Source organism: Ruegeria sp. HKCCA6707 (genome assembly GCF_013033515.1).
Taxonomy (GTDB): domain Bacteria; phylum Pseudomonadota; class Alphaproteobacteria; order Rhodobacterales; family Rhodobacteraceae; genus Ruegeria.
The window spans coordinates 371,173-389,311 of the sequence record NZ_WQEG01000005.1 but is presented as its reverse complement, the minus strand read 5'-3'; the positions used below and the strand labels follow the sequence as shown (position 1 = coordinate 389,311).

The following is an 18,139-nucleotide window of genomic DNA, read 5'->3' as shown; positions in this document are numbered from 1 at the left end:
GAAAATTGCGATGGCGCGCCGAGGTGGTTCCTAAGGTTTAAACGTACCCTGCTGCTTTAGGTCTTCGGTTGCCAGCCGGATACCTTTTTCAAGGATGTCGAACATCTGGCTCAACTCACCTTCCGTAATGATCAGAGGTGGGGAAAACACGCACATGTTGATAATCGGCCGCAGGATCAACCCGTTCTCCTGACAATGATGATCAATCAGGGCGCCGACAGATTTATCTAGGTCCAGTGCATTATCTGCTTTTGCGTCTGCAACACATTCGACGCAGCCAACCAACCCCATGCCGCGCGTATCACCGACGAGCGGCAAATCTGCCAGCGCCTGGAGGCGCTCTTCGAAGAGCGGCGTGATTGCACGGACATGTTCCAGAACGCCGTCGCGCTCCATGATTTCAATCGTCTTCAGGCCTGCCGCCGCGCTCACTGGATGGCCTGAGTAAGTGAAGCCGTTTGAAAACGTAGCGTTCTGTGCATTATTTCCGCTTACATCTGCAATCAGCCGGTCAGAGATGATACAAGCCCCCATGGGTACGTACCCAGACGTCATGCCTTTGGCGCAGGTTATGATGTCGGGCTTAATCCCAAAGACGTCTTCGGATGCAAACCAATGCCCAAGTCGCCCAAACCCGGTGACGACCTCGTCTGAAATGTAAAGGACATCGTACTTCCGGCAGATTTCAAGACAGCGCTGATGATACCCCCGCGGCGGCACGATGACGCCTCCAGAGCACAGGATCGGTTCTGCGATGAAAGCGGCGACTTTGTCTGCTCCAGTCTGCAGGATCATGTTTTCCAGATCCGCTATTTTTTCGTCCAGAAAATCGTCGACCGTCTGATCGGAGCGACGTGTATACGGATTCACATTCGGTAGGAAACGCGTCAGGTGACTTGCCTGGTCCAGCCAACCTTTGTCGCGCTCTTTTCCGGACACTGACGCCGCCAGATAAGTCGATCCGTGATAAGCTTTCTGTCGCGATATCACGATTTTCTTTTGAGGTTTTCCCAGCAGGTTATTGCGGAACTGTACAAACCGCAGCGCACTATCCACGGCCGTTGAACCACCGGTCGTGAAGAATACATGGTTCAAATCTCCCGGCGTTCTCTTGGCGATTTCATGTGCCAAACGGGCCGGAGTTGAGTTGGCGTTGTTGAAGGGCGAAAAATACGCCATCTCTTTCGCCTGCTGAGCCATAGCATCGGCAATCTCGGTGTTTCCATAGCCCAATTGAACGCACCACATGCCAGCAGGGCCGTCTATCAGGCGCTTTCCGTCCTCTGTGACGACATGAACGCCAAGTCCGCTTTCGGCAAAGGTTCGTTCATTTTGACCAAGGTGTGACATACCTTCCCACGGGTGCAGGAAATGTTCGTTGTCCCATTCTCGTATGGACCGAAAGTCGGAGTTGAAAAGGTTCATGCAGCACCTTAATGTAATATAAATCACAAAATGAACAAGCATTCATTCAATGTCAATCCTTGAACTGTCGTACTGCTAAATGCGAGAAGACAAAGGCGACTAACCCAGCGAAGGAGAAATAAGATTACTCTCGAGCGTGATACCCCAACCAATGCCCGAGATCTGGGTAAATTGCAGAACCGAAAGCTGCTGATCCAATCGGCTGCGGACGCCATTTATAGATACGGAATACGCGGAACAACTTCGGCAAGAATCCAAGAGTTGTCGGGATTATCGCAAGGGATGGTCAACCTACACTTTGGTTCCAAGGAAAAGCTGCTTCTTGGGGTGGCTGAGGAGTTGTCAGTCCGCTACGCGGAGCAGTGGAAGGCCATTGCAGTCCATCCAGAGTTAGACCCGGCAGACAAGCTAATCTCTATCATAAGGGCAGATTTCGACCCTTTGGTCCTTAATGCGCGGGACGTCGCGATCTGGTTTTCCTTTCGGGCTGAAGCGCTCTCAAACCCTCACATATTTCCTTTTATCGACTCGCGAGACAAAGGTTTCCGCGCGGTGATCCTGGAGTTGTTGGAACAAATAAAGCGCGAAGGCGAGTACGAGGATGTAAGCGCCAAACTTGCAACAGACGCGTTGGTTGCTTTGTTGGAAGGGCTTTGGACCGACTACCATTTGCACTCAGATATTTTCAAACCCTCGGAGGCTTTGAAGATCTGCCTGTTTGTGCTGCAGTCGATGTTTCCTAAACACTTTAAGCCGTCAGAGATTGACGAGAGGTGCTGTAGCACTGGTTAGGGTCGCCGTTGCAAACAGGATCAGGACAACGGCCAACAATTCTACCGAAGTTAACCGCCGGAAAATAATTGACACGCCGCGCTTCTCAGCCCTGAGAGCCGGAACAAGCCGCAGCTTGTTCGGCGCCGCTACGTCAAGAAGCATTCTGAAAACCATTTGTTTCATCATATCGAACTTTTTGGCTGTTCAGAACTCAGGCTGCCGACAACCGGTAAAGCTGCCGGCAGTCTTCAATCGTCAACTCGTCATGATTTTTGGGCTATGGCGATTATCAGCCAGACTTCGCCATGAAGTCCGCGAACGCTTCCTTATAGTCTGGATGCCATCGGCTAAGAGGTGGGCGATTTTCAATGATGTCTCCAGCGTTCCAAGCGATGCGTTTCTCATCAGTGTCGCGTGAAACGTCATTGTCGGGGCAGAGGATGTAGAAATCCCCGCGGTTCACGCTTTCGACAAAGAAGTCGACAGTCTGCTCAGCGGTCCAGGCAGATGCAGGCTTCTCGGGCGCGGAGATCATGCCGGTATAGACGAATCCAGGGATCAGTAGATGCGCGGTAATCTGATGACCTGGACCCGTTCTGAGCTCGTGGGACAGTGCCTCGGTAAAGGCTTTGAGAGCCGCCTTTGAGACATTGTAAGCCGGGTTACCTGGCGGGGTCGTGATGCCTTGTTTGGACCCTGTATTGATAATTGCGCCTGGTCTGCCACGGGCGATCATGTTTGGCGCGAAGACCTGGGTGCCGTGGATCGGACCCCACAGGTTTACACCCAGCATATTGTCCCAAGCCGCAGCGTCCCCAATGGTCGATGATTTGCCTCCGACACCGGCATTGTTCATCAGGATATCTGTCCCTCCGTAGCGGTCTGCCACCATCCGCTCCAACGCCTCTGACTGCGCACGATCACGGACATCTGTCTCAGACGTCATAACATCGGCCGCGCCAACGGCCGACACTATGTTTGCCGCGGCCGCCAGTTTCTCGGCGTCTCGATCAACAACAACAATGCGCATTCCCATTTGCGCGAACTTCACTGCGGCGGCGAGGCCAATGCCGGAAGCACCCCCGGTGATCACGGCCACAGAGTCTGAGGTAAATGCGGGGTGTGTCATCGGCCAAGCTCCTCCTAAGCCTGTCTTGGATCGAAAGGTCCGAAAAATCCAAACCTGCCTGATGGTATTAGGCAGCGTTGGCCACGTTAGTTTTCAGCTTCATCATACCTTCCATATCGTAGGCGGTGAATAGCACCTCGGTTGCCTTTTCCGTTTGCAAGCTTGTCGGAATGACAGGGTCTTCCATACCTCTCTTGTCCACTTCATTGCGGAACCACCGCTGTCCAGGCGTGGCATGGATCACCTCAAGCACCGCGTCCGACACGATCTGCGGAACCTGTAGCGGGTTGTTGGCCAGGGATTCCCCCATGCTTTGCAGCATGGCCTCGGGCGCTCCGGCAAATTCGCCATAGCTTGCATCCCGGTCGCGCGAGGACGGCTGAATGAGGTTAGTGAAGAAGTTCGTCGGAAAGCCGCCGGGCTCGATGACAGCGACATCGACACCAAACTGGCTCAACTCCCAGCGGTAGTTTTCGCTGAGCGCCTCTGTGCAGCCAATTGAACATACCTTGATCCTGTGACAACCTTTCCCAAAACTTGCTGCGGTGTGCTTGGTCGGCGGGACGATATTTCGTTAACTATCGGGGCCGACATTAACGTGTGAAGGCCGAATGAAGTCACTAGCAAATGCTAGAGCAAACTCTGGAAAGAGGGCGAGTACGTTAAGTCTGAGCATCGCGTCCTCCCAGCGCTCAATCATTGTAACGTGCCTTCCGACCGCCAGTACTCACTCCAGAAGTCGAAAGGGCTCGGCACAGCGAGCAGCAACGACAACAACGGAGGTAAAATAAAGTTGTGTCGAATTCGCATGTTTGAATCTAATTTGTAATAAATCAATATTTTTTCCGCGCGTAAATTTCTCTACGCTCTCGTACGATAGGCCTCTGCGTTCAAACAAAAAAGTAAGTGGGAGCTACGAGTGTGTTCCCCTGAGCGGCGAAGCGATTTGAGGCCGCACAAAAACAATGAAGGGATTGAAAGATGGGATTTGGTGAAGCCGTTAAGACGTGTTTCTCGAAATACTTCCAGTTCTCCGGTCGGGCTATACGCTCAGAATACTGGTGGTTCTTCTTGTTTGTGGTTCTCGTGAGTGCTGCCTTAGCTGTGCTGGATACGATCATATTCGGGACCAACCCCGAAACAGGCCAGGGATCTCGGGTCCTGTCCTCTGTTTTCCAGCTGGCTGTTCTCATACCTATGCTGGCCGCCGGTTGGCGAAGGCTGCATGATTCAGGACGACCTGGCTGGTATTTGCTGCTGCCGATGGCGCTCAGCATTACAACGCTATTTGTTATGCTGGGTGGGGTGGCGTTCTTTTCGGTATTGGAGCAAGGGACCGAAAACCCCGATGCATTACGGGGACCCGCGGCAGTACTGGGCGTGACCGGTATTGTTGTTGTCTCAATTCTTCAATTGGTTCTGTCTATCCTGATGATCTGGTGGCTGACACGACCTTCCCAAGAAGGCGCAAACGAATACGGCGAACCTGTGTCCTGATCTGGTTGCCGGGGCAATTGGCTGGAACTTCTGCTGAACGACAGTGCGAACCGTAACTCAATGGAGAGAAAAAAATGAGCTGCAAAACCATTTCCATTGGAATGCTACTGATGGCAGTGGCGACCACAGCATCAGCGGAGTGGTCGTTCAGCTCCGGGCCCAACCCCAATGCGTTTATTCAGACAGGAAACATGACGCTGGAACTTCAGTGTGACCGTATTCGCTTTGCTCCGGCTGGATTCGAGGACAGCCAGGACATTGCGGACAAGCAGGGGCTTTCCATTCGTTTCTTGAAGAACGGCACCACCGAAGTTGGAGCATTTCAGGTTGGCGCAGAAAACGCGGCTTTGCAGATCGTCGACAATTATCCTGTCGAGGTCAGTTTCAATAGTCAGCGAGACTATGGTTTTGTACTGGACCAGCTTGCGGCCAATGCATCGGTTAATCTGTCGATGATTGATCAAGATGCCAGCTACGGAATCTTTGACTTGAAGGGTTCCAGCGCGGCAATTCGGTCCCTTCGTTCCGCCTGCGAGTCAGAAATTAACCAGGGGGCCTCCTACGAAGCGCCCGAAGGCATCGTCTATTGTGGTGGAGGAGCGATAGAGCGCGTGATCGAACCCGTAATTTTGGACAATCCAGAGGGGGAGTGGGACGCGCGAGTAACGGTCAACGGCGAGTCGATCAGAGCCATGACGGCCTACAGTTACTTCGGAAACTCTGTACCGCCCGCTGGATTTGTCGTCGCCCTGCTTGGGGAGGACAGGTCCGAGTTTCTGATTTTTAGCGAACGCTCGGCAAACTGGCTGGAATATGGGGACTACAGGTATGATCAGTGCAATTGATACCTCCTTCCAACCAGCTTCCCAAATAGCGCGTCAGATGAAATGTTTGGTCGCCGGGGTTATGCTTGCTTCGGGCCTTGTTTGGACCTCACCAGCTGTCGCGGCTGATGTATCGCAACTCCCGCCCGGTTTGCAGGCGAAGGTTGATCTGGCGGCACAAGCCTGCGCGGATTTCAACGACGGTCAGTTTGACATAGCCTGGGGCGCGGTTGAAAGGGTCGATCTCGACGGAGATCTACAACGCGACTGGGTTTTGAATGAGTCTGATTTTGCGTGTTCGAGCGCCGCATCTCTTTACTGCGGAACTGGCGGATGCATGTCGCACTTCTTGATTGAAGAGGAGGTTCAATCCTTGCTCAACCAGGGCTGGACGGTTGTTGATTTTGGGCGTCAACGCGTTGTTGTTGCGGATATTCATGGATCCAATTGCGACGGAATAAACCCAACGCCTTGCGTCACCGCTAGTATTTGGGATGCGGACGCTAAGACGTGGCGCTCATCTGCTGGCGATTGGGAATAAGTTGCATTTGAAAATTGCAGATAAGCCACAGGAGCTGGTTTGTTCGATAGGTTCTCCGTGGCACGCAAACTTATGGGCAAATCGTTCAATCTTATGCGCAAATACCGCGCAGAGTTATGGGCAAGATTCCCAGATTTTCTTCAATGAAAACAATGTTGGGAATGCAGCGTTATGAGCGCACCTACAAGCCTTTGTAGGTGCGCCCATAGTATACTGTACCGGCCCCAGCCTCTCCCCCAAATGCAATGACGTCGTAACGGACGGACGGATCATCGCCCATACCAGGGGAGCCCATTGGCATGCCAGGAACGGCAAGCCCTGTAATGTCAGGCTGATCCTTCAACACGGCTTCCAGTGCTTCAAACGGCACATGGCCTTCAAAGACATAACCATCGGCTTCAACGGTGTGACAGGATGCGAGGTTCAGCGGGATACCCCGCGCTGACTTCTGTGCCTCGGGGTCGGTCAGTTCCTCAATGGTTACGGCGTAGCCACGTGCGCGAGCCAAGTCGGCCCATGCGTGACAACATCCGCAACCTGGTGAGCTTAGCACATGCATTGGGGTGCCTGCTCGGACGGGAAGAGCGGTCGCGATGAGAGCAGTTGCAGACAGTGTGGTGAAGTGACGACGTGTGATCATGTCTGTCGGTCCTTTGATGTGAAATTTGAACGGATTGCGGGCGGGCGCCCGTTGCCGCTCAGGCTTTCGGAGGACCGGTAGGGACGCCCATTGCGAGGCCCGAAAAATCGGAATCAGCTTGCGTCACACCACACTCTGAGATCGCCAATGGAGCAATCGGCGAAATCCCCGCCGTGGCGACAAGATCACCAAAACAGGATGCTGAACTCATGCCGCTGGTGGTGTCGCAACAATCCGCAACAGCTTTCTCGGCATTAGCCAACGGATCGTCGCCTGCCATTTGAGCATGATGACCAGAGTGATCCGATCCATGAGTCAAGCCATGCTTCACGGACGCTGCGGATGCGCCAGAGAATGCAACAACAAGAAGTATCGACAGGACCAAGCGAAACATACCAAATACCTACTGGGGGTATGAGGTTTTGACAAGTTTCGAGGATGTGTCGCCATTTACATCCTAGCTGCACTTATTGTGGGTGCGCCACATCTCTGGATCATGTCCGTCCGGAACAGTGGAACATGGATCATCTGTATATCCGCGCAAGGCTGAATACTGGCTGACCTGCGCATTAGTCAGCAACGGAAAGGTCAGCAGGTGGGCATTTAGCCCAAGGTTTTGCCGGTGATGAAGGTGTACGAACTTTCCACCAGATCAATGACGACATCCAGCTCTTCTGGTGTAGTCGGAGTATAGATCATGACAAAGCCACTCCATCCGGGACGTTGATTGGCCCAAGGGTGAGCTACGGCCCAGCCAGCCTCAATCGCCCGTCGCGCCATTGCCGGATGCAGCGAAGCATGCAAGCTGCCATCAGGATGCATATGCGCAAATTCAAACCCACCGACGATAGAGCTCGGTTGAGACAACAACATGTCGGGATCAAGCTGAAAGCCAATCGCGCCAGGAAGTGATATGCGTGTCGGGCCAAGCGTGACCCCTGGGAATTGCGCAACACGCTCCAGCAATAGCTTGGCCAAATCGGCATCAATTTCGACACCGATCTGAATATGCGGTACGCCGCTTGTCGTTTCGGGACGGGGCGAGGTGCGCTCCGGCAAGGAGCGCTCTTGTGCGAATGCCAACGGGCACGTCAACGCCACCGCTATCGCAGCAACCGCCAGTAGTTTAAGGAACACATTCATTTTTGTTGCCAGCCCGTCAAAAGTTAAGAATGAGCGCTCACCGCAGTATCAGCGCCCTTGCACACATTACTCAGCCTTTAATGCTTCGATATTGATCAAGAGCTCTATTTCGTCGCTCACCGCTGGCGCAAATGCCCCAAGTCCGAATTCAGACCGCACGATAGTCGCCGTGGCAGCCAGCCCCAAAGTCGGCGTGCCCACTTTTTGGCCAAACGGATATGGCGCTGACTTGTTGAGCGTTGTTTCCAGAACAACAGGTTTGGTGACGCCATTCATGGTCAGGTCGCCAGAAATATTTGCGGTATTGTCCCCGGTCACTTCAATGCTGGTTGAGGCGAATGTGACCACATCACCGTCACTCGCGCTGAAAAAGTCATCGGACATGAAGTGTTGCAGACGGGCATCCCAGCCCGTGATCATGGATTTTACAGGCATAGACACCGTGACAGATGACGCAGACGGATCATCTTCGCTGAACTCTATCTCGCCGCTAAAACCTGAGAACATTCCAAACGTTTCTGAGAACCCGATGTGGTCGTAGCTGAACAATACCTGGCTGTGCCCAGGATCCAGCTCGTAAGTGCCACTCTCGGACAATGCGGTTGTCGCGCCCATCGATAAGAGTACCGCCAGCGGGGTTGCTGCCACTTTGAACATTGATACGCTCCCATTTTGACAAGACGTGTTTGTGGAATTGAGTTTTGGGATTTAGGTTTTGGCCGACCATACTTTTAGGACAAAATGTTCTACTATGCAACAAATTGTTCTATAGGAGGAGTGATTGAAAGAAGATCCTAGGCTGATCGCCACACGACAGACTGCGCTTGATGCTGCGCAAAAGATACTGATGGATGAAGGCGTGCTGCACGTAACTCATGGCGCAGTTTCAAAGGCAACGGGCATTTCGCGCAGTACACTTTACAGGCACTGGCCAGATGCGCGCAGTCTGCGTGATGCAGCATTCCGGCGCATCGCAACACCGCCAAACATACCGCCCAAAACCGATGGCCCGCTACGATCTGACCTGCGCTGGTTACTCGGTGTACTGATGGGAGCCTTGAATGACACACCGTGGGGCCAAATCGCGCCTCAGGTGGTCGCTGCTGCGTCCACCGACGAAGAAGCAAGGTTAGTGATAACGGAATTCATGAAAGACAGGTTCGCGAGTGTTGAAGCAGTATTTGCAGCCGCAGTAGGTCGCGGTGAGATCACCGCCGACATTCCGGTTGACCAGCTCATAGAACTAGCAGTCGCGGCACCTTATTTCCGCAAGCTCATACGCCACGAGGCACTGGACGAAGAGTGGTTGGACAAACATGTCGATCTGCTTTGCAGTATCGCGAAAACCAATTCGGGACAGTGACCATCGCCTGACTATGCAATCAAAGCGGCCAATAATCATAACAGTTTCCAAGATCGCAGTATGGCTACGTTCGCCGCTTGACATCAGCACGTCGCAGGGTCAATTCGATGCGCTCCTCAAAACGTTGACGACTGCACCCTGATTTGTCGCTGCCGCTAATTCACAATGCAACATGGACACCTTTGGGTTCAGTGTCGACCACGGCAATGTCGACTTTCGGGAACCGGCCAACATTGCAATGTCCAGTATCCTCCTCGGATGCGCCTTTCGCTGACTTGCACATAAGTGACTTGAAGCAGCCCAAACTGAACCTTCTCACCCAAGCATTGCAATTTAGTAAACTCGCAACGAAGCGGCATTTAGACTATTTCCGCCCAAAAACCGCTTCCAAAACGCGATCCCCCAAACTGACTTGGTAATGTCAGGTTCAATGCGGGCGTCACGCGTACCAATGCTGCCCGATTAGTCCGTTGCAAAGCAATAAAACAGACCTGCCCCGCCTGAACGTGGCAGATGTTCCTCTCCGCAACCGCGCGAGCCGTGCGATGAGTTCCAGGATATCATGTTTCGAGCATCGTTGAGACCTACACGATCATGGTGCCCGACAATCGCAGATCCATCTTCACTATTCGAAGTCCAGTTACTGCATGTTGTGTCGCCTCCTGCCGTCGAGAAGTATCCCGCGGAATCGGAGCCGGTCAGAATGTCGTGTTTGTTTGGCTGACTGCCACGCCCATTGACAGGGTTACCATTTTCGTCGAGCGCGGTCTGTAGATTAATGTTCACGCTGTTGCTGTGCAGGTCCTCAACGTTGTTGGCGATGAGCTCTCCGTTGGCATTGTACCACGGACCCGATCCGATCCGGTCGCGAGCAGAAACGCCATTGGTGATTGTCATCGGGTCGGTGCTGCGATCAATGGACATTGAGGTGCTCAGATAGGCCGCAAAAGTCTTGGTAGAACCCTTCGCGGAGGCAAGCGCATTGCAATGAGCATCGGCGCCTTCGAGGCCGCCTAGATTTGCACCGTCCCCCTTGCCCACACTAGTGATGAAAAACGACATCTCCTCGCCTGCCGATTGCGCGTGTGCAGTCGCAGCGATACAGCAGATTACGAGTGCAACAACCCCATGAGCAGTTTTTCTGTTGGTGAACTTCGACATGTGTGTCTCCCTTCGTGCTGTTTTGATCACAGATGCTAGCTCTATGTAACCATCAGGTCCATCCAAGTAACGGATGTATGACACTATGGTGCTGGAGCCATTCACTACAGCCGGTCGTGCATGACCGACCCTGTGGCCCTATTCATTGTTACCCAACTCCTGTCTTGCGTGTTAAGTACGGGCGCTCACCTGTTCCCAGGATCATTTGTAACGATTGACTAAGGGTCGTGACGGAATGACACAAAAAATCGCTCTTTGGTCCATTCCGATATCCATTGCGGTACTGGCTCTAAAACTGTTGGCTTGGTGGCTGACAGGCTCGGTGGCATTGCTGTCGGACGCAATGGAATCTACCGTGAATGTCGTTGCGGCGTTGCTGGCATACTTCGCAGTTCGGGTTGCCAATAAACCCCCTGATGAAAACCACCCCTTTGGTCACAAAAAAGCCGAGTATCTTTCTGCCGTCGTCGAGGGCGTACTGATTGTGCTGGCTGCGTTCTTGATCATCAGAGAAGCTGTGCTGGCGCTCCCAAACCCGCATCTTGAGGATGCACCGCTGCTTGGAATCGTCGTCAATGTTATTGCAACGGGTGTGAATGGCGCATGGGCTTACCTATTGCTCAAAATCGGCAGGCGCGAGGGTTCGCCTGCATTGGAGGCAAGCTCCCGGCACATTTTTACAGATGTCATGACTTCAGTTGGTGTTATCGCAGGTCTGCTACTGGCGCTTGCCACCGGCTGGCTGATCCTCGACCCGATCCTGGCAATTCTTGTTGCGCTGAACATCTTGTGGGAGGGCTGGAAAGTTATTCGGGCGTCTGTCGATGGCCTAATGGATGTGACCCTTTCGGATCATGACTTGCAGACTGTTTCCAACGCAATCGAAGCAAATCTCGGCGCGGCCTTAGAGTACCACGACCTCAAAGGGCGCAGATCCGCAAATGTCATCTTCGTGGAGTTCCATCTTGTTGTGGACGGCAGAATGCCAGTCAGCGCGGCGCATGATATTTGCAATGACATCGAGGACGAATTGGATCGTTTGTATCCGGGTTCGGTCTTTGTCATTCACCTCGAACCTGATGACGAGTTGAAGGGTGACGGGGTTAGTTCCCACTGAACTGGTCACATGGCTCAGCGAAACTCGCTTGGATTGACTGATCAGACTAAGACGTTCGGCTTGAAATTCGTCAGACCTAAGCCCGATGTGGGAAAGCCGATCCAGACGTAACCTGTCTTCAATGTCACGACGCGTGATGATCAGAATTGGAGGCGAAAATGAAAATTCAAAGAAAGCTGGGTCAACTTCTTAGTACAGCGGCGTTGGCTTCGTTGATTGCGGCGACGCCTTATGTGCCAGCGTTTGATGCCGATGGTCGCCTACAGTTTGAACCGTCATATGCCTTTGCCAAGAGCGGCAAGGGGAAAGACGGGGATGGTCGCGACGATGATCGGGATGATGATCGTGACGACGACAGAGATGATGACCGCGACGACAACTCGGGGTCGGGTAATAGCGGCCGTGGTGGTGACCGGGACGATGATCGTGATGACGATAGAGACGATGATCGCGACGACGACCGAGATGATGATCGTGACGACAATTCAGGATCAGGCAAAAGTGGTCGCGACGACGATGATGACGATGACGATGACGATGACGATGATGACTCGAAACGCTCCAATAGAGGCAGCGGAAAGAAGGATCGGTCTCAAGCAGGGGGCAAGCCGTCGGGTTCGGCCGGGATAACAAAGGTCGAAACAAACGCTAACGGGATTGAAGTGCGTTACGCCGACGGAACCAAGGAGGAGATCGAAAACGGGCGGTATGAGAGAAAGAACGCTCAAAACCGAACTGTTGAGGAGCGCCCTGCGACCGGTGCGGACGTCTCAAGGCTTCGGTCTTTGGCGAATGGTATCTCAATCGACAGCGTGCGTTCTGCTGGGCAAGGCGGCACTACTGGAAGTCGGCCCACGAAAATCGAACGCCAAGGCAACAATATCGAAGTGAACTATGCCAATGGTTGGAAAGAGGAGATCGAGTTTGGGCGCTACGAGTTGAAAGACCCGTACAACCGGACTGTTGTTGAAAGAACCGCGACGGCCTCTGATCGCCGGAGGTTGCAGTCGGTTGCCAACTGAACAGCAACTAGTCGATAATCGTTGGCGGCTTCTCTTAACGAGAGGCCGTCATCGTCGTCAAAGAGACCGCAGCTAATCTCCATTGTTCCAAACATCATGTGCAATAAGCGCGGCTTCTACCCGATTTCGCGCATGAAGCTTGGACAGGATTGCCGTCATGTAGTGCTTCACGGTTTTTTCCTGGAGGTCTAACTCGTCAGCGATTTCACGATTACTCAATCCTTTGGCCACACGTCGAAGTATTTCTTCCTCACGATGCGTAAGGTCATCGAGAATGCCGCTGTTAACAGACATGCCGCTGTCAGCGTTGATTTGAAGCAATACCCGCGAAGCCAAGCCCGGAGAAACGAACCCTTCACCCGCAGCGATGCTGCGTAAGGAAGCGGTTAGTTCGCTCGCGGTTACTCCCTTCACAATGTACCCAATTGCGCCCGCCTCCAAGGCGTCCGCGACATCGCTGCTGTTCTCTGAGACCGTCAAGATTGCAATGCTGGGTGGATTTTCCATTGCCGCAATTTTACGTGTCGCGCTTATCCCGCCACCGGGCATAGAGAGGTCAAGAATGGCTATGTCCGGCTGATACGTGCCGACCAGCGATACTGCCTCGTCAGCGTTGGACCCAGCGGCCAAAACTTCAAAACCATCAGCTTCATCTAACGTGCGTCGCAAACCATCCCTGAATATCGGGTGATCATCAGCTATTACGACAGATGTAGTCATGATGTGCCTAACTTTCTGGGAAAGAGTGTCATAGCAATGGTGGTGCCTTCGCCAGGTCTCGATGCGACTTCGAACCGGCCACCAATACTCTCGACCCGATCTCGCAAGCCCATAAGCCCCTGGCCACCATCGTCTCGCAACGCGGTTTCTTCTGACCTGTCAAATCCAGGTCCGTCGTCTTTGACCTTTACAACTATGCGGTCGTTCTGTGCCTCAGAGATAACCGTGCAGTTGGATGCTGGAGCATACCTCGCGGCATTGGAAAGCGTCTCCTGAAGGAACCGAAAAACGCACAGCTTGTCGGACAATGACAATACTGGAGCCTGGCCACCCAAGAATGAAATATCCGGTCGCAACGGGCTGTGTTCGGCGTGATCCTCTACGGCTCTCTTCACAACATCGACGAGTGAAAGGCTGTCGATATCTGGCGCGGACAGCCCTCGCGATATTGCACGAATTTCAGCCAGAGACTTTTGCAAAGACTGTTGAATTTCCTCTGCCTCTTTAGGTCTTTCGGACTCTTTGGAAAACGCCGCCTCCAGTCTAAGGGCGGCGAGCGACAGGTATTGCGCAGGACCGTCATGTAGCTCGGCACCAAGCTTCTTGAGAAATCGATCTGTTTGCGTGGCATGTCTTTCTGACGCCTCGACCACACGCGAGCGCAGACGGGCATTCTGCTCGGCCATCCTCTCACTTTCTGTCAGGCGCTGTTTGAGAAGAGCTCCCTGTCGTCGAATTGTTTTGTCACCGATTGCGACGATGGAATACAGAACAATAGTACTTGCCAGAAATGCGGAACCGACGACCAACCAACTTGTTCGCCTGGCCTTGGCCAAGTCTAACTCAAGCTGATCAGCTCTTTCGTAGAACTCCGCAACTGCGATGATTTCGCCGGACCAGAGTTCGCGGATGGGGCTGTAAACTTCAAGCAGTGGTATCCCCAATGCCGCCTCGGCGGCGCTCTCGGCATGATCAAGCTCTTCGAAAGAGCCGGATATGTCACCGTTCCACGCCCGCCTTAGATCATCCGTTGGGTTGAAACGATTTCCAATGATGTCTGTATCCGAGGCATGCGCAATCACACCGCCTTGCTTCCAGAATTTGTAGGAAACGATACGGTCACGCATTGGCTGGGTCATGAAGATCTCGTCCAACGCCAGGCTCGCCTGGTCTGAAAGGCGGTCGCCATGTGCCAATTCCTGACTGAGCGGGGATACTACGCTTTCCATATATAGCGCGGCAGAGTTGGCGGAGTTTTGTACGACTGCGTTCTGGATTCGATTTGACACCCAAACCCCGACGATTGCGGTAGCAATACCCATCACTAAAATGCAGGCCGCAAGAAAGACTCGCGACAACGACCAATTGCCAATCGTCAGGTCAGTTACTTTCTCTCTCATCGTGAAATCGACTATGAACTACAATCTGTTATCGCACCACAGACCTTGGTCTGACGTGATCTGGCTAAATCTCAGATCCTGAGCTTCCCCATAGTGGCCAGAGTCAGATATCATCCATCGTTCTCAGTCTTTGCAGCATCGGGCATTGAACGTTTCCGCTATCACAGTTGGCTGTAAGCTCACTCAAAGCTTGCTCCAGGCGTCTGAGCTCATCAATTTTGCTTCGAACGCTGGCAATGTGTGCCTCGGCCAGCTCTTTCACTGACCGGCAGTCTTCGGCACTTCCTTCTGACAGCTCCAAAAGCGCCTTTGCGTCTGAGAGAGAAAACCCCAGGTCGCGGCATTTCTTCAAAAATCGAAGTCTTCCAACATCGCTCGCTGAATAGAGGCGACGATTATTCGGAGCTCGTGCGGGTCTTGGTACGATACCTTCGCGTTCATAGTAGCGGATGGTTTCTATGCCGACCCCGGATTGCCGGGAAGCCTCACCTATCGCAATCATGTGAAGTGCCTCCACTTGATCCTGTAGTTACTACAGGAGTTATACGTACTGAATGCCGGCGCCTCAACTCAATCAAATCGCCTACCCAGGGAGCGAAAGATGAAAAAATATGTGACCCTCATGGGCGTTCCAGCGCAGCGCTGATAAACACCAGTAGTAACAGCATACGTGCGCTTACAGGGTGGGCCTCCGTTGATACAACGGGTGACAACTCTCACGATGGTTTTGTTTATATGGGATATCTGACCAAAACGCCCCTTTCGTCAGTGTATCAAAAGAAGCTTTTGAAAGGCGCAGCTATGTTTTGAATCCTCTCGTGACGGGAGTACTGCTTCTCTTGTCTCAGGTTAGTGAAGGTTACTTCTCTAGGCTCAGGACTCATAGCCAATAGATGACCAAAGCGGCGAGAGCGATTGCTGAGAGGAATACGTTGGGGCACCTGTCGTACCGCGTCGCCACACGACGCCAGTCCTTCAATCTGCCAAACATAATCTCTATCCGATTGCGGCGTTTGTAGCGGCGCTTGTCGTATCGAACAGCTGTCATGCGCTGTTTGCGGCCTGGGATGCACGCGCGTATCCCTCTGTCTTTCAACGCTTCTCTGATCCAATCGGCATCATAGCCGCGGTCACCCAGCAACCATTCGAAACTTGGCAGACTGCTGATCAAGGCCTTCGCACCAATGTAGTCGCTGACCTGACCGGCAGTGACAAACAGATTCAAAGGGCGTCCCCGACTGTCACAAACTGCATGCAACTTTGTGTTCACGCCGCCCTTGGTACGCCCTATCAGACGTCTATGCTAGTTGAGCTTTGAAATTGGCCGACGTTCAGCGTTGTCTTTCACCTAAATTGCGTTGGAACGGCTGATGTTGAGTCAACTTTGAACGAACCATTTCGCGATGCTTTGAGCTCCAACGGACAGCCGATGTTTGAACGTATATTCAAATTCTAGCATTCCAGCGGTAATAAATTAGTAAATAAAAACAATGCCATAAACCGAAAACTCTCTATTACTAAAATTTTAGTTTGACAGCGGCGCCGAATATCACCGATGCTGTTTGTCATCCGGTGTGCGCCGGATCACATTATCTTTGGGAGGAGACAGATGCGGAGACATCTACTTTCCGCAGTGGCGGCAGCGGCCGTCATTGCGGGGCACGGTCCTGCTTGGGCCGACGAAGCCGCAGCACAACGTTGGATTGACGACGAATTCCAGCCTTCGACCTTGTCGAAGGACGAGCAATTGTCCGAAATGAAGTGGTTTATCGAAGCTGCACAACCGTATTCGGGCATGGAAATCAACGTCCTGTCCGAGGGTATTCCGACGCATTCCTACGAATCCGAGGTTCTGACCAAGGCGTTCGAGGAAATCACAGGGATTAAGGTCAATCACCAGATCCTCGGTGAAGGCGAAGTGGTTCAAGCCGTTCAAACGCAGATGCAAACCGGCCGGAACCTCTATGACGGCTACGTCAATGACAGTGACCTGATCGGTACGCACTCGCGACTGCAACTGGCCTATCCGCTGACCGATATGATGGAAGGCAGCTGGGCGGCGACAACCTCGCCAACCTTGGATCTGGATGATTTTATGGGCATTCAGTTCACGACAGGTCCGGATGGCAAACTGTACCAATTGCCTGATCAGCAGTTCGCGAACCTTTATTGGTTCCGGAAGGACTGGTTCGACGATGAAGACAACAAGGCCGCGTTCAAGGCGAAATACGGCTATGACCTAGGCGTTCCGGTCAACTGGTCGGCCTATGAAGACATCGCCGAGTTCTTCACCAATGACGTGAAAGAAGTCGACGGTGTCGCGATCTATGGCCACATGGACTATGGCAAGCGCGCACCCGACCTGGGGTGGCGTATGACCGATGCCTGGCTGTCTATGGCTGGTGCCGGTGACGTCGGCGAGCCGAATGGTGTTCCGGTCGACGAATGGGGCATCCGCATGGAAGCGGGCACCTGTAACCCTGTCGGGGCATCTGTCTCGCGCGGTGGTGCCGCCAACGGTCCGGCTGCGGTCTATGCGATCCGCAAATGGGACGAGTGGTTGCGGAACTATGCGCCTCCGGGTGCGGCGTCGTATGACTTCTATCAGTCGCTACCGGCGCTGAGCCAGGGCAACGTGGCCCAGCAGATCTTCTGGTACACGGCCTTCACCGCCGACATGGTAAAGCCGAAGTCTGAAGGCAACAACACTGTTGACGACGAAGGCACGCCGCTATGGCGGATGGCGCCCAGCCCACATGGCCCCTACTGGGAAGAAGGCCAAAAAGTTGGCTATCAGGACGTGGGGTCGTGGACCTTCCTGAAATCGACCCCGGAAGATCGTGCTCAGGCTGCGTGGCTCTATGCTCAGTTCGTGACCTCCAAGACTGTCGACGTGAAGAAGTCCCATGTGGGTCTGACCTTCATCCGCGACAGCTCGGTCAACCACGAGTCGTTCACCGAGCGCGCGCCCAAGCTGGGTGGTCTGGTCGAGTTCTACCGCTCGCCTGATCGCGTGGCATGGTCGCCGACCGGCATCAACGTGCCGGACTATCCGAAGCTGGCCCAGATCTGGTGGCAGCAGATCGGTGACGTGAACTCGGGCGCATTCACCCCGCAAGAGGCGATGGACCGTCTGGCAGAAGAGATGGACATCACCATGGCCCGGATGCAGGCCGCGGATGAAAGCGCCGGTGTCTACGGTGGCTGTGGTCCGCGCTTGAACGAGCCACAGGACGCTGCCTTCTGGTTGGAAAAGCCAGGTTCGCCAAAGGCCAAGCTTGAGAACGAAAAGCCGCAAGGTCAGACCGTCAACTATGACGAACTGGTTGCGCGCTGGCAGTCTCAGTAAACCAAAGCAACCGGGGGTGCCGTTCGCGGCATCC

General features: G+C 53.4%; 19 protein-coding genes and 1 pseudogene. 8 read left to right on the top strand and 12 right to left on the bottom strand.

Features of this window, described 5'->3' with window-relative positions:
- Positions 1–30: 30 nt before the first annotated feature.
- A complete protein-coding gene (locus GOW40_RS14785; protein WP_171131192.1) occupies positions 31–1,425 on the bottom strand; it encodes an aminotransferase in 1,395 nt (464 codons plus the stop codon).
- Positions 1,426–1,596: 171 nt separating this feature from the next.
- On the opposite strand from GOW40_RS14785, the gene GOW40_RS14780 reads away from it, so the two are divergent.
- The gene (locus GOW40_RS14780) at positions 1,597–2,217 is read left to right on the top strand and encodes a TetR/AcrR family transcriptional regulator (protein WP_171131190.1); all 621 of its coding nucleotides are present in this window, start codon (positions 1,597–1,599) and stop codon (positions 2,215–2,217) included.
- A gap of 271 nt (positions 2,218–2,488) precedes the next feature.
- On the opposite strand, the gene GOW40_RS14775 is transcribed toward GOW40_RS14780, so the two are convergent.
- Entirely contained in the window at positions 2,489–3,328 is an 840-nt protein-coding gene (locus GOW40_RS14775) for an SDR family oxidoreductase (protein ID WP_171136467.1), read from the bottom strand.
- Positions 3,329–3,395: 67 nt separating this feature from the next.
- Positions 3,396–3,785 carry a hypothetical protein gene (locus tag GOW40_RS14770; protein WP_171131186.1) on the bottom strand — a complete coding sequence of 130 codons (390 nt, stop codon included), beginning with the start codon at positions 3,783–3,785 and terminating at the stop codon, positions 3,396–3,398.
- Positions 3,786–4,309: 524 nt separating this feature from the next.
- On the opposite strand from GOW40_RS14770, the gene GOW40_RS14765 reads away from it, so the two are divergent.
- The 3 genes from GOW40_RS14765 (at position 4,310) to GOW40_RS14755 (ending at position 6,190) form a co-directional block, all read left to right on the top strand.
- A complete protein-coding gene (locus GOW40_RS14765; RefSeq protein WP_171131184.1) occupies positions 4,310–4,825 on the top strand; it encodes a DUF805 domain-containing protein in 516 nt (171 codons plus the stop codon).
- A gap of 74 nt (positions 4,826–4,899) precedes the next feature.
- Positions 4,900–5,670, top strand: coding sequence for a hypothetical protein (locus tag GOW40_RS14760; protein ID WP_171131182.1), 771 nt, complete (start codon positions 4,900–4,902; stop codon positions 5,668–5,670).
- On the top strand, positions 5,654–6,190 hold the full coding sequence (locus GOW40_RS14755; RefSeq protein ID WP_171131180.1) for a hypothetical protein: 537 nt from the start codon (positions 5,654–5,656) through the stop codon (positions 6,188–6,190). The genes GOW40_RS14760 and GOW40_RS14755 overlap by 17 nt, the downstream gene beginning before the upstream one ends.
- Before the next feature lie 181 nt (positions 6,191–6,371).
- On the opposite strand, the gene GOW40_RS14750 is transcribed toward GOW40_RS14755, so the two are convergent.
- The 4 genes from GOW40_RS14750 to GOW40_RS14735 form a co-directional block, all read right to left on the bottom strand.
- Positions 6,372–6,698 carry a DUF411 domain-containing protein gene (locus GOW40_RS14750; protein ID WP_217352314.1) on the bottom strand — a complete coding sequence of 109 codons (327 nt, stop codon included), beginning with the start codon at positions 6,696–6,698 and terminating at the stop codon, positions 6,372–6,374.
- Between the two features lie 190 nt (positions 6,699–6,888).
- Entirely contained in the window at positions 6,889–7,110 is a 222-nt protein-coding gene (locus GOW40_RS14745) for a hypothetical protein (RefSeq protein WP_171231070.1), read from the bottom strand.
- Between the two features lie 323 nt (positions 7,111–7,433).
- The gene (locus GOW40_RS14740) at positions 7,434–7,973 is read right to left on the bottom strand and encodes a luciferase family protein (protein ID WP_171131176.1); all 540 of its coding nucleotides are present in this window, start codon (positions 7,971–7,973) and stop codon (positions 7,434–7,436) included.
- Positions 7,974–8,039: 66 nt separating this feature from the next.
- Positions 8,040–8,630, bottom strand: a complete 591-nt coding sequence (locus tag GOW40_RS14735) for a YceI family protein (protein ID WP_171131174.1) — start codon at positions 8,628–8,630, stop codon at positions 8,040–8,042.
- A 124-nt stretch (positions 8,631–8,754) separates the two neighbouring features.
- On the opposite strand from GOW40_RS14735, the gene GOW40_RS14730 reads away from it, so the two are divergent.
- On the top strand, positions 8,755–9,336 hold the full coding sequence (locus GOW40_RS14730) for a TetR/AcrR family transcriptional regulator (RefSeq protein WP_170657913.1): 582 nt from the start codon (positions 8,755–8,757) through the stop codon (positions 9,334–9,336).
- 462 nt (positions 9,337–9,798) lie between these two features.
- Here GOW40_RS14730 and GOW40_RS14725 read toward each other — a convergent pair whose 3' ends face one another.
- Entirely contained in the window at positions 9,799–10,497 is a 699-nt protein-coding gene (locus GOW40_RS14725; RefSeq protein ID WP_171131172.1) for a hypothetical protein, read from the bottom strand.
- Between the two features lie 235 nt (positions 10,498–10,732).
- Between GOW40_RS14725 and GOW40_RS14720 the strand changes: the two genes are divergently transcribed.
- Complete coding sequence (locus GOW40_RS14720) at positions 10,733–11,614, top strand: cation diffusion facilitator family transporter (RefSeq protein ID WP_171131170.1); 882 nt, start codon at positions 10,733–10,735, stop codon at positions 11,612–11,614.
- Between the two features lie 158 nt (positions 11,615–11,772).
- Positions 11,773–12,636 carry a hypothetical protein gene (locus tag GOW40_RS22060; RefSeq protein ID WP_217352313.1) on the top strand — a complete coding sequence of 288 codons (864 nt, stop codon included), beginning with the start codon at positions 11,773–11,775 and terminating at the stop codon, positions 12,634–12,636.
- Between the two features lie 72 nt (positions 12,637–12,708).
- On the opposite strand, the gene GOW40_RS14710 is transcribed toward GOW40_RS22060, so the two are convergent.
- The 4 genes and pseudogenes from GOW40_RS14710 to GOW40_RS14695 all read right to left on the bottom strand — a co-directional run.
- Positions 12,709–13,356 carry a response regulator transcription factor gene (locus GOW40_RS14710; RefSeq protein WP_171131168.1) on the bottom strand — a complete coding sequence of 216 codons (648 nt, stop codon included), beginning with the start codon at positions 13,354–13,356 and terminating at the stop codon, positions 12,709–12,711.
- Positions 13,353–14,756, bottom strand: a complete 1,404-nt coding sequence (locus GOW40_RS14705) for a sensor histidine kinase (RefSeq protein WP_171131166.1) — start codon at positions 14,754–14,756, stop codon at positions 13,353–13,355. The genes GOW40_RS14710 and GOW40_RS14705 overlap by 4 nt, the downstream gene beginning before the upstream one ends.
- A gap of 103 nt (positions 14,757–14,859) precedes the next feature.
- A complete protein-coding gene (locus GOW40_RS14700; RefSeq protein WP_171131164.1) occupies positions 14,860–15,258 on the bottom strand; it encodes a MerR family transcriptional regulator in 399 nt (132 codons plus the stop codon).
- A 378-nt stretch (positions 15,259–15,636) separates the two neighbouring features.
- Positions 15,637–16,053: pseudogene (locus tag GOW40_RS14695) on the bottom strand (IS5 family transposase); the annotation flags it as partial.
- Between the two features lie 312 nt (positions 16,054–16,365).
- On the opposite strand from GOW40_RS14695, the gene GOW40_RS14690 reads away from it, so the two are divergent.
- On the top strand, positions 16,366–18,105 hold the full coding sequence (locus tag GOW40_RS14690; protein ID WP_171097942.1) for an ABC transporter substrate-binding protein: 1,740 nt from the start codon (positions 16,366–16,368) through the stop codon (positions 18,103–18,105).
- Positions 18,106–18,139: the final 34 nt, after the last annotated feature.

Excerpts from the sequence above, each read along its gene's own strand:
- GOW40_RS14735 (WP_171131174.1), bottom strand. The coding sequence starts at position 8,630 with ATGTTCAAAGTGGCAGCAACCCCGCTGGCGGTACTCTTATCGATGGGC.
- GOW40_RS22060 (WP_217352313.1), top strand. The coding sequence starts at position 11,773 with ATGAAAATTCAAAGAAAGCTGGGTCAACTTCTTAGTACAGCGGCGTTG.
- GOW40_RS14745 (WP_171231070.1), bottom strand. The coding sequence starts at position 7,110 with ATGGCAGGCGACGATCCGTTGGCTAATGCCGAGAAAGCTGTTGCGGAT.
- GOW40_RS14690 (WP_171097942.1), top strand. The coding sequence starts at position 16,366 with ATGCGGAGACATCTACTTTCCGCAGTGGCGGCAGCGGCCGTCATTGCG.
- GOW40_RS14720 (WP_171131170.1), top strand. The coding sequence starts at position 10,733 with ATGACACAAAAAATCGCTCTTTGGTCCATTCCGATATCCATTGCGGTA.
- GOW40_RS14740 (WP_171131176.1), bottom strand. The coding sequence starts at position 7,973 with ATGAATGTGTTCCTTAAACTACTGGCGGTTGCTGCGATAGCGGTGGCG.
- GOW40_RS14710 (WP_171131168.1), bottom strand. The coding sequence starts at position 13,356 with ATGACTACATCTGTCGTAATAGCTGATGATCACCCGATATTCAGGGAT.
- GOW40_RS14755 (WP_171131180.1), top strand. The coding sequence starts at position 5,654 with ATGATCAGTGCAATTGATACCTCCTTCCAACCAGCTTCCCAAATAGCG.
- GOW40_RS14725 (WP_171131172.1), bottom strand. The coding sequence starts at position 10,497 with ATGTCGAAGTTCACCAACAGAAAAACTGCTCATGGGGTTGTTGCACTC.
- GOW40_RS14775 (WP_171136467.1), bottom strand. The coding sequence starts at position 3,328 with ATGACACACCCCGCATTTACCTCAGACTCTGTGGCCGTGATCACCGGG.
- GOW40_RS14700 (WP_171131164.1), bottom strand. The coding sequence starts at position 15,258 with ATGATTGCGATAGGTGAGGCTTCCCGGCAATCCGGGGTCGGCATAGAA.
- GOW40_RS14760 (WP_171131182.1), top strand. The coding sequence starts at position 4,900 with ATGAGCTGCAAAACCATTTCCATTGGAATGCTACTGATGGCAGTGGCG.
- GOW40_RS14705 (WP_171131166.1), bottom strand. The coding sequence starts at position 14,756 with ATGAGAGAGAAAGTAACTGACCTGACGATTGGCAATTGGTCGTTGTCG.
- GOW40_RS14785 (WP_171131192.1), bottom strand. The coding sequence starts at position 1,425 with ATGAACCTTTTCAACTCCGACTTTCGGTCCATACGAGAATGGGACAAC.
- GOW40_RS14765 (WP_171131184.1), top strand. The coding sequence starts at position 4,310 with ATGGGATTTGGTGAAGCCGTTAAGACGTGTTTCTCGAAATACTTCCAG.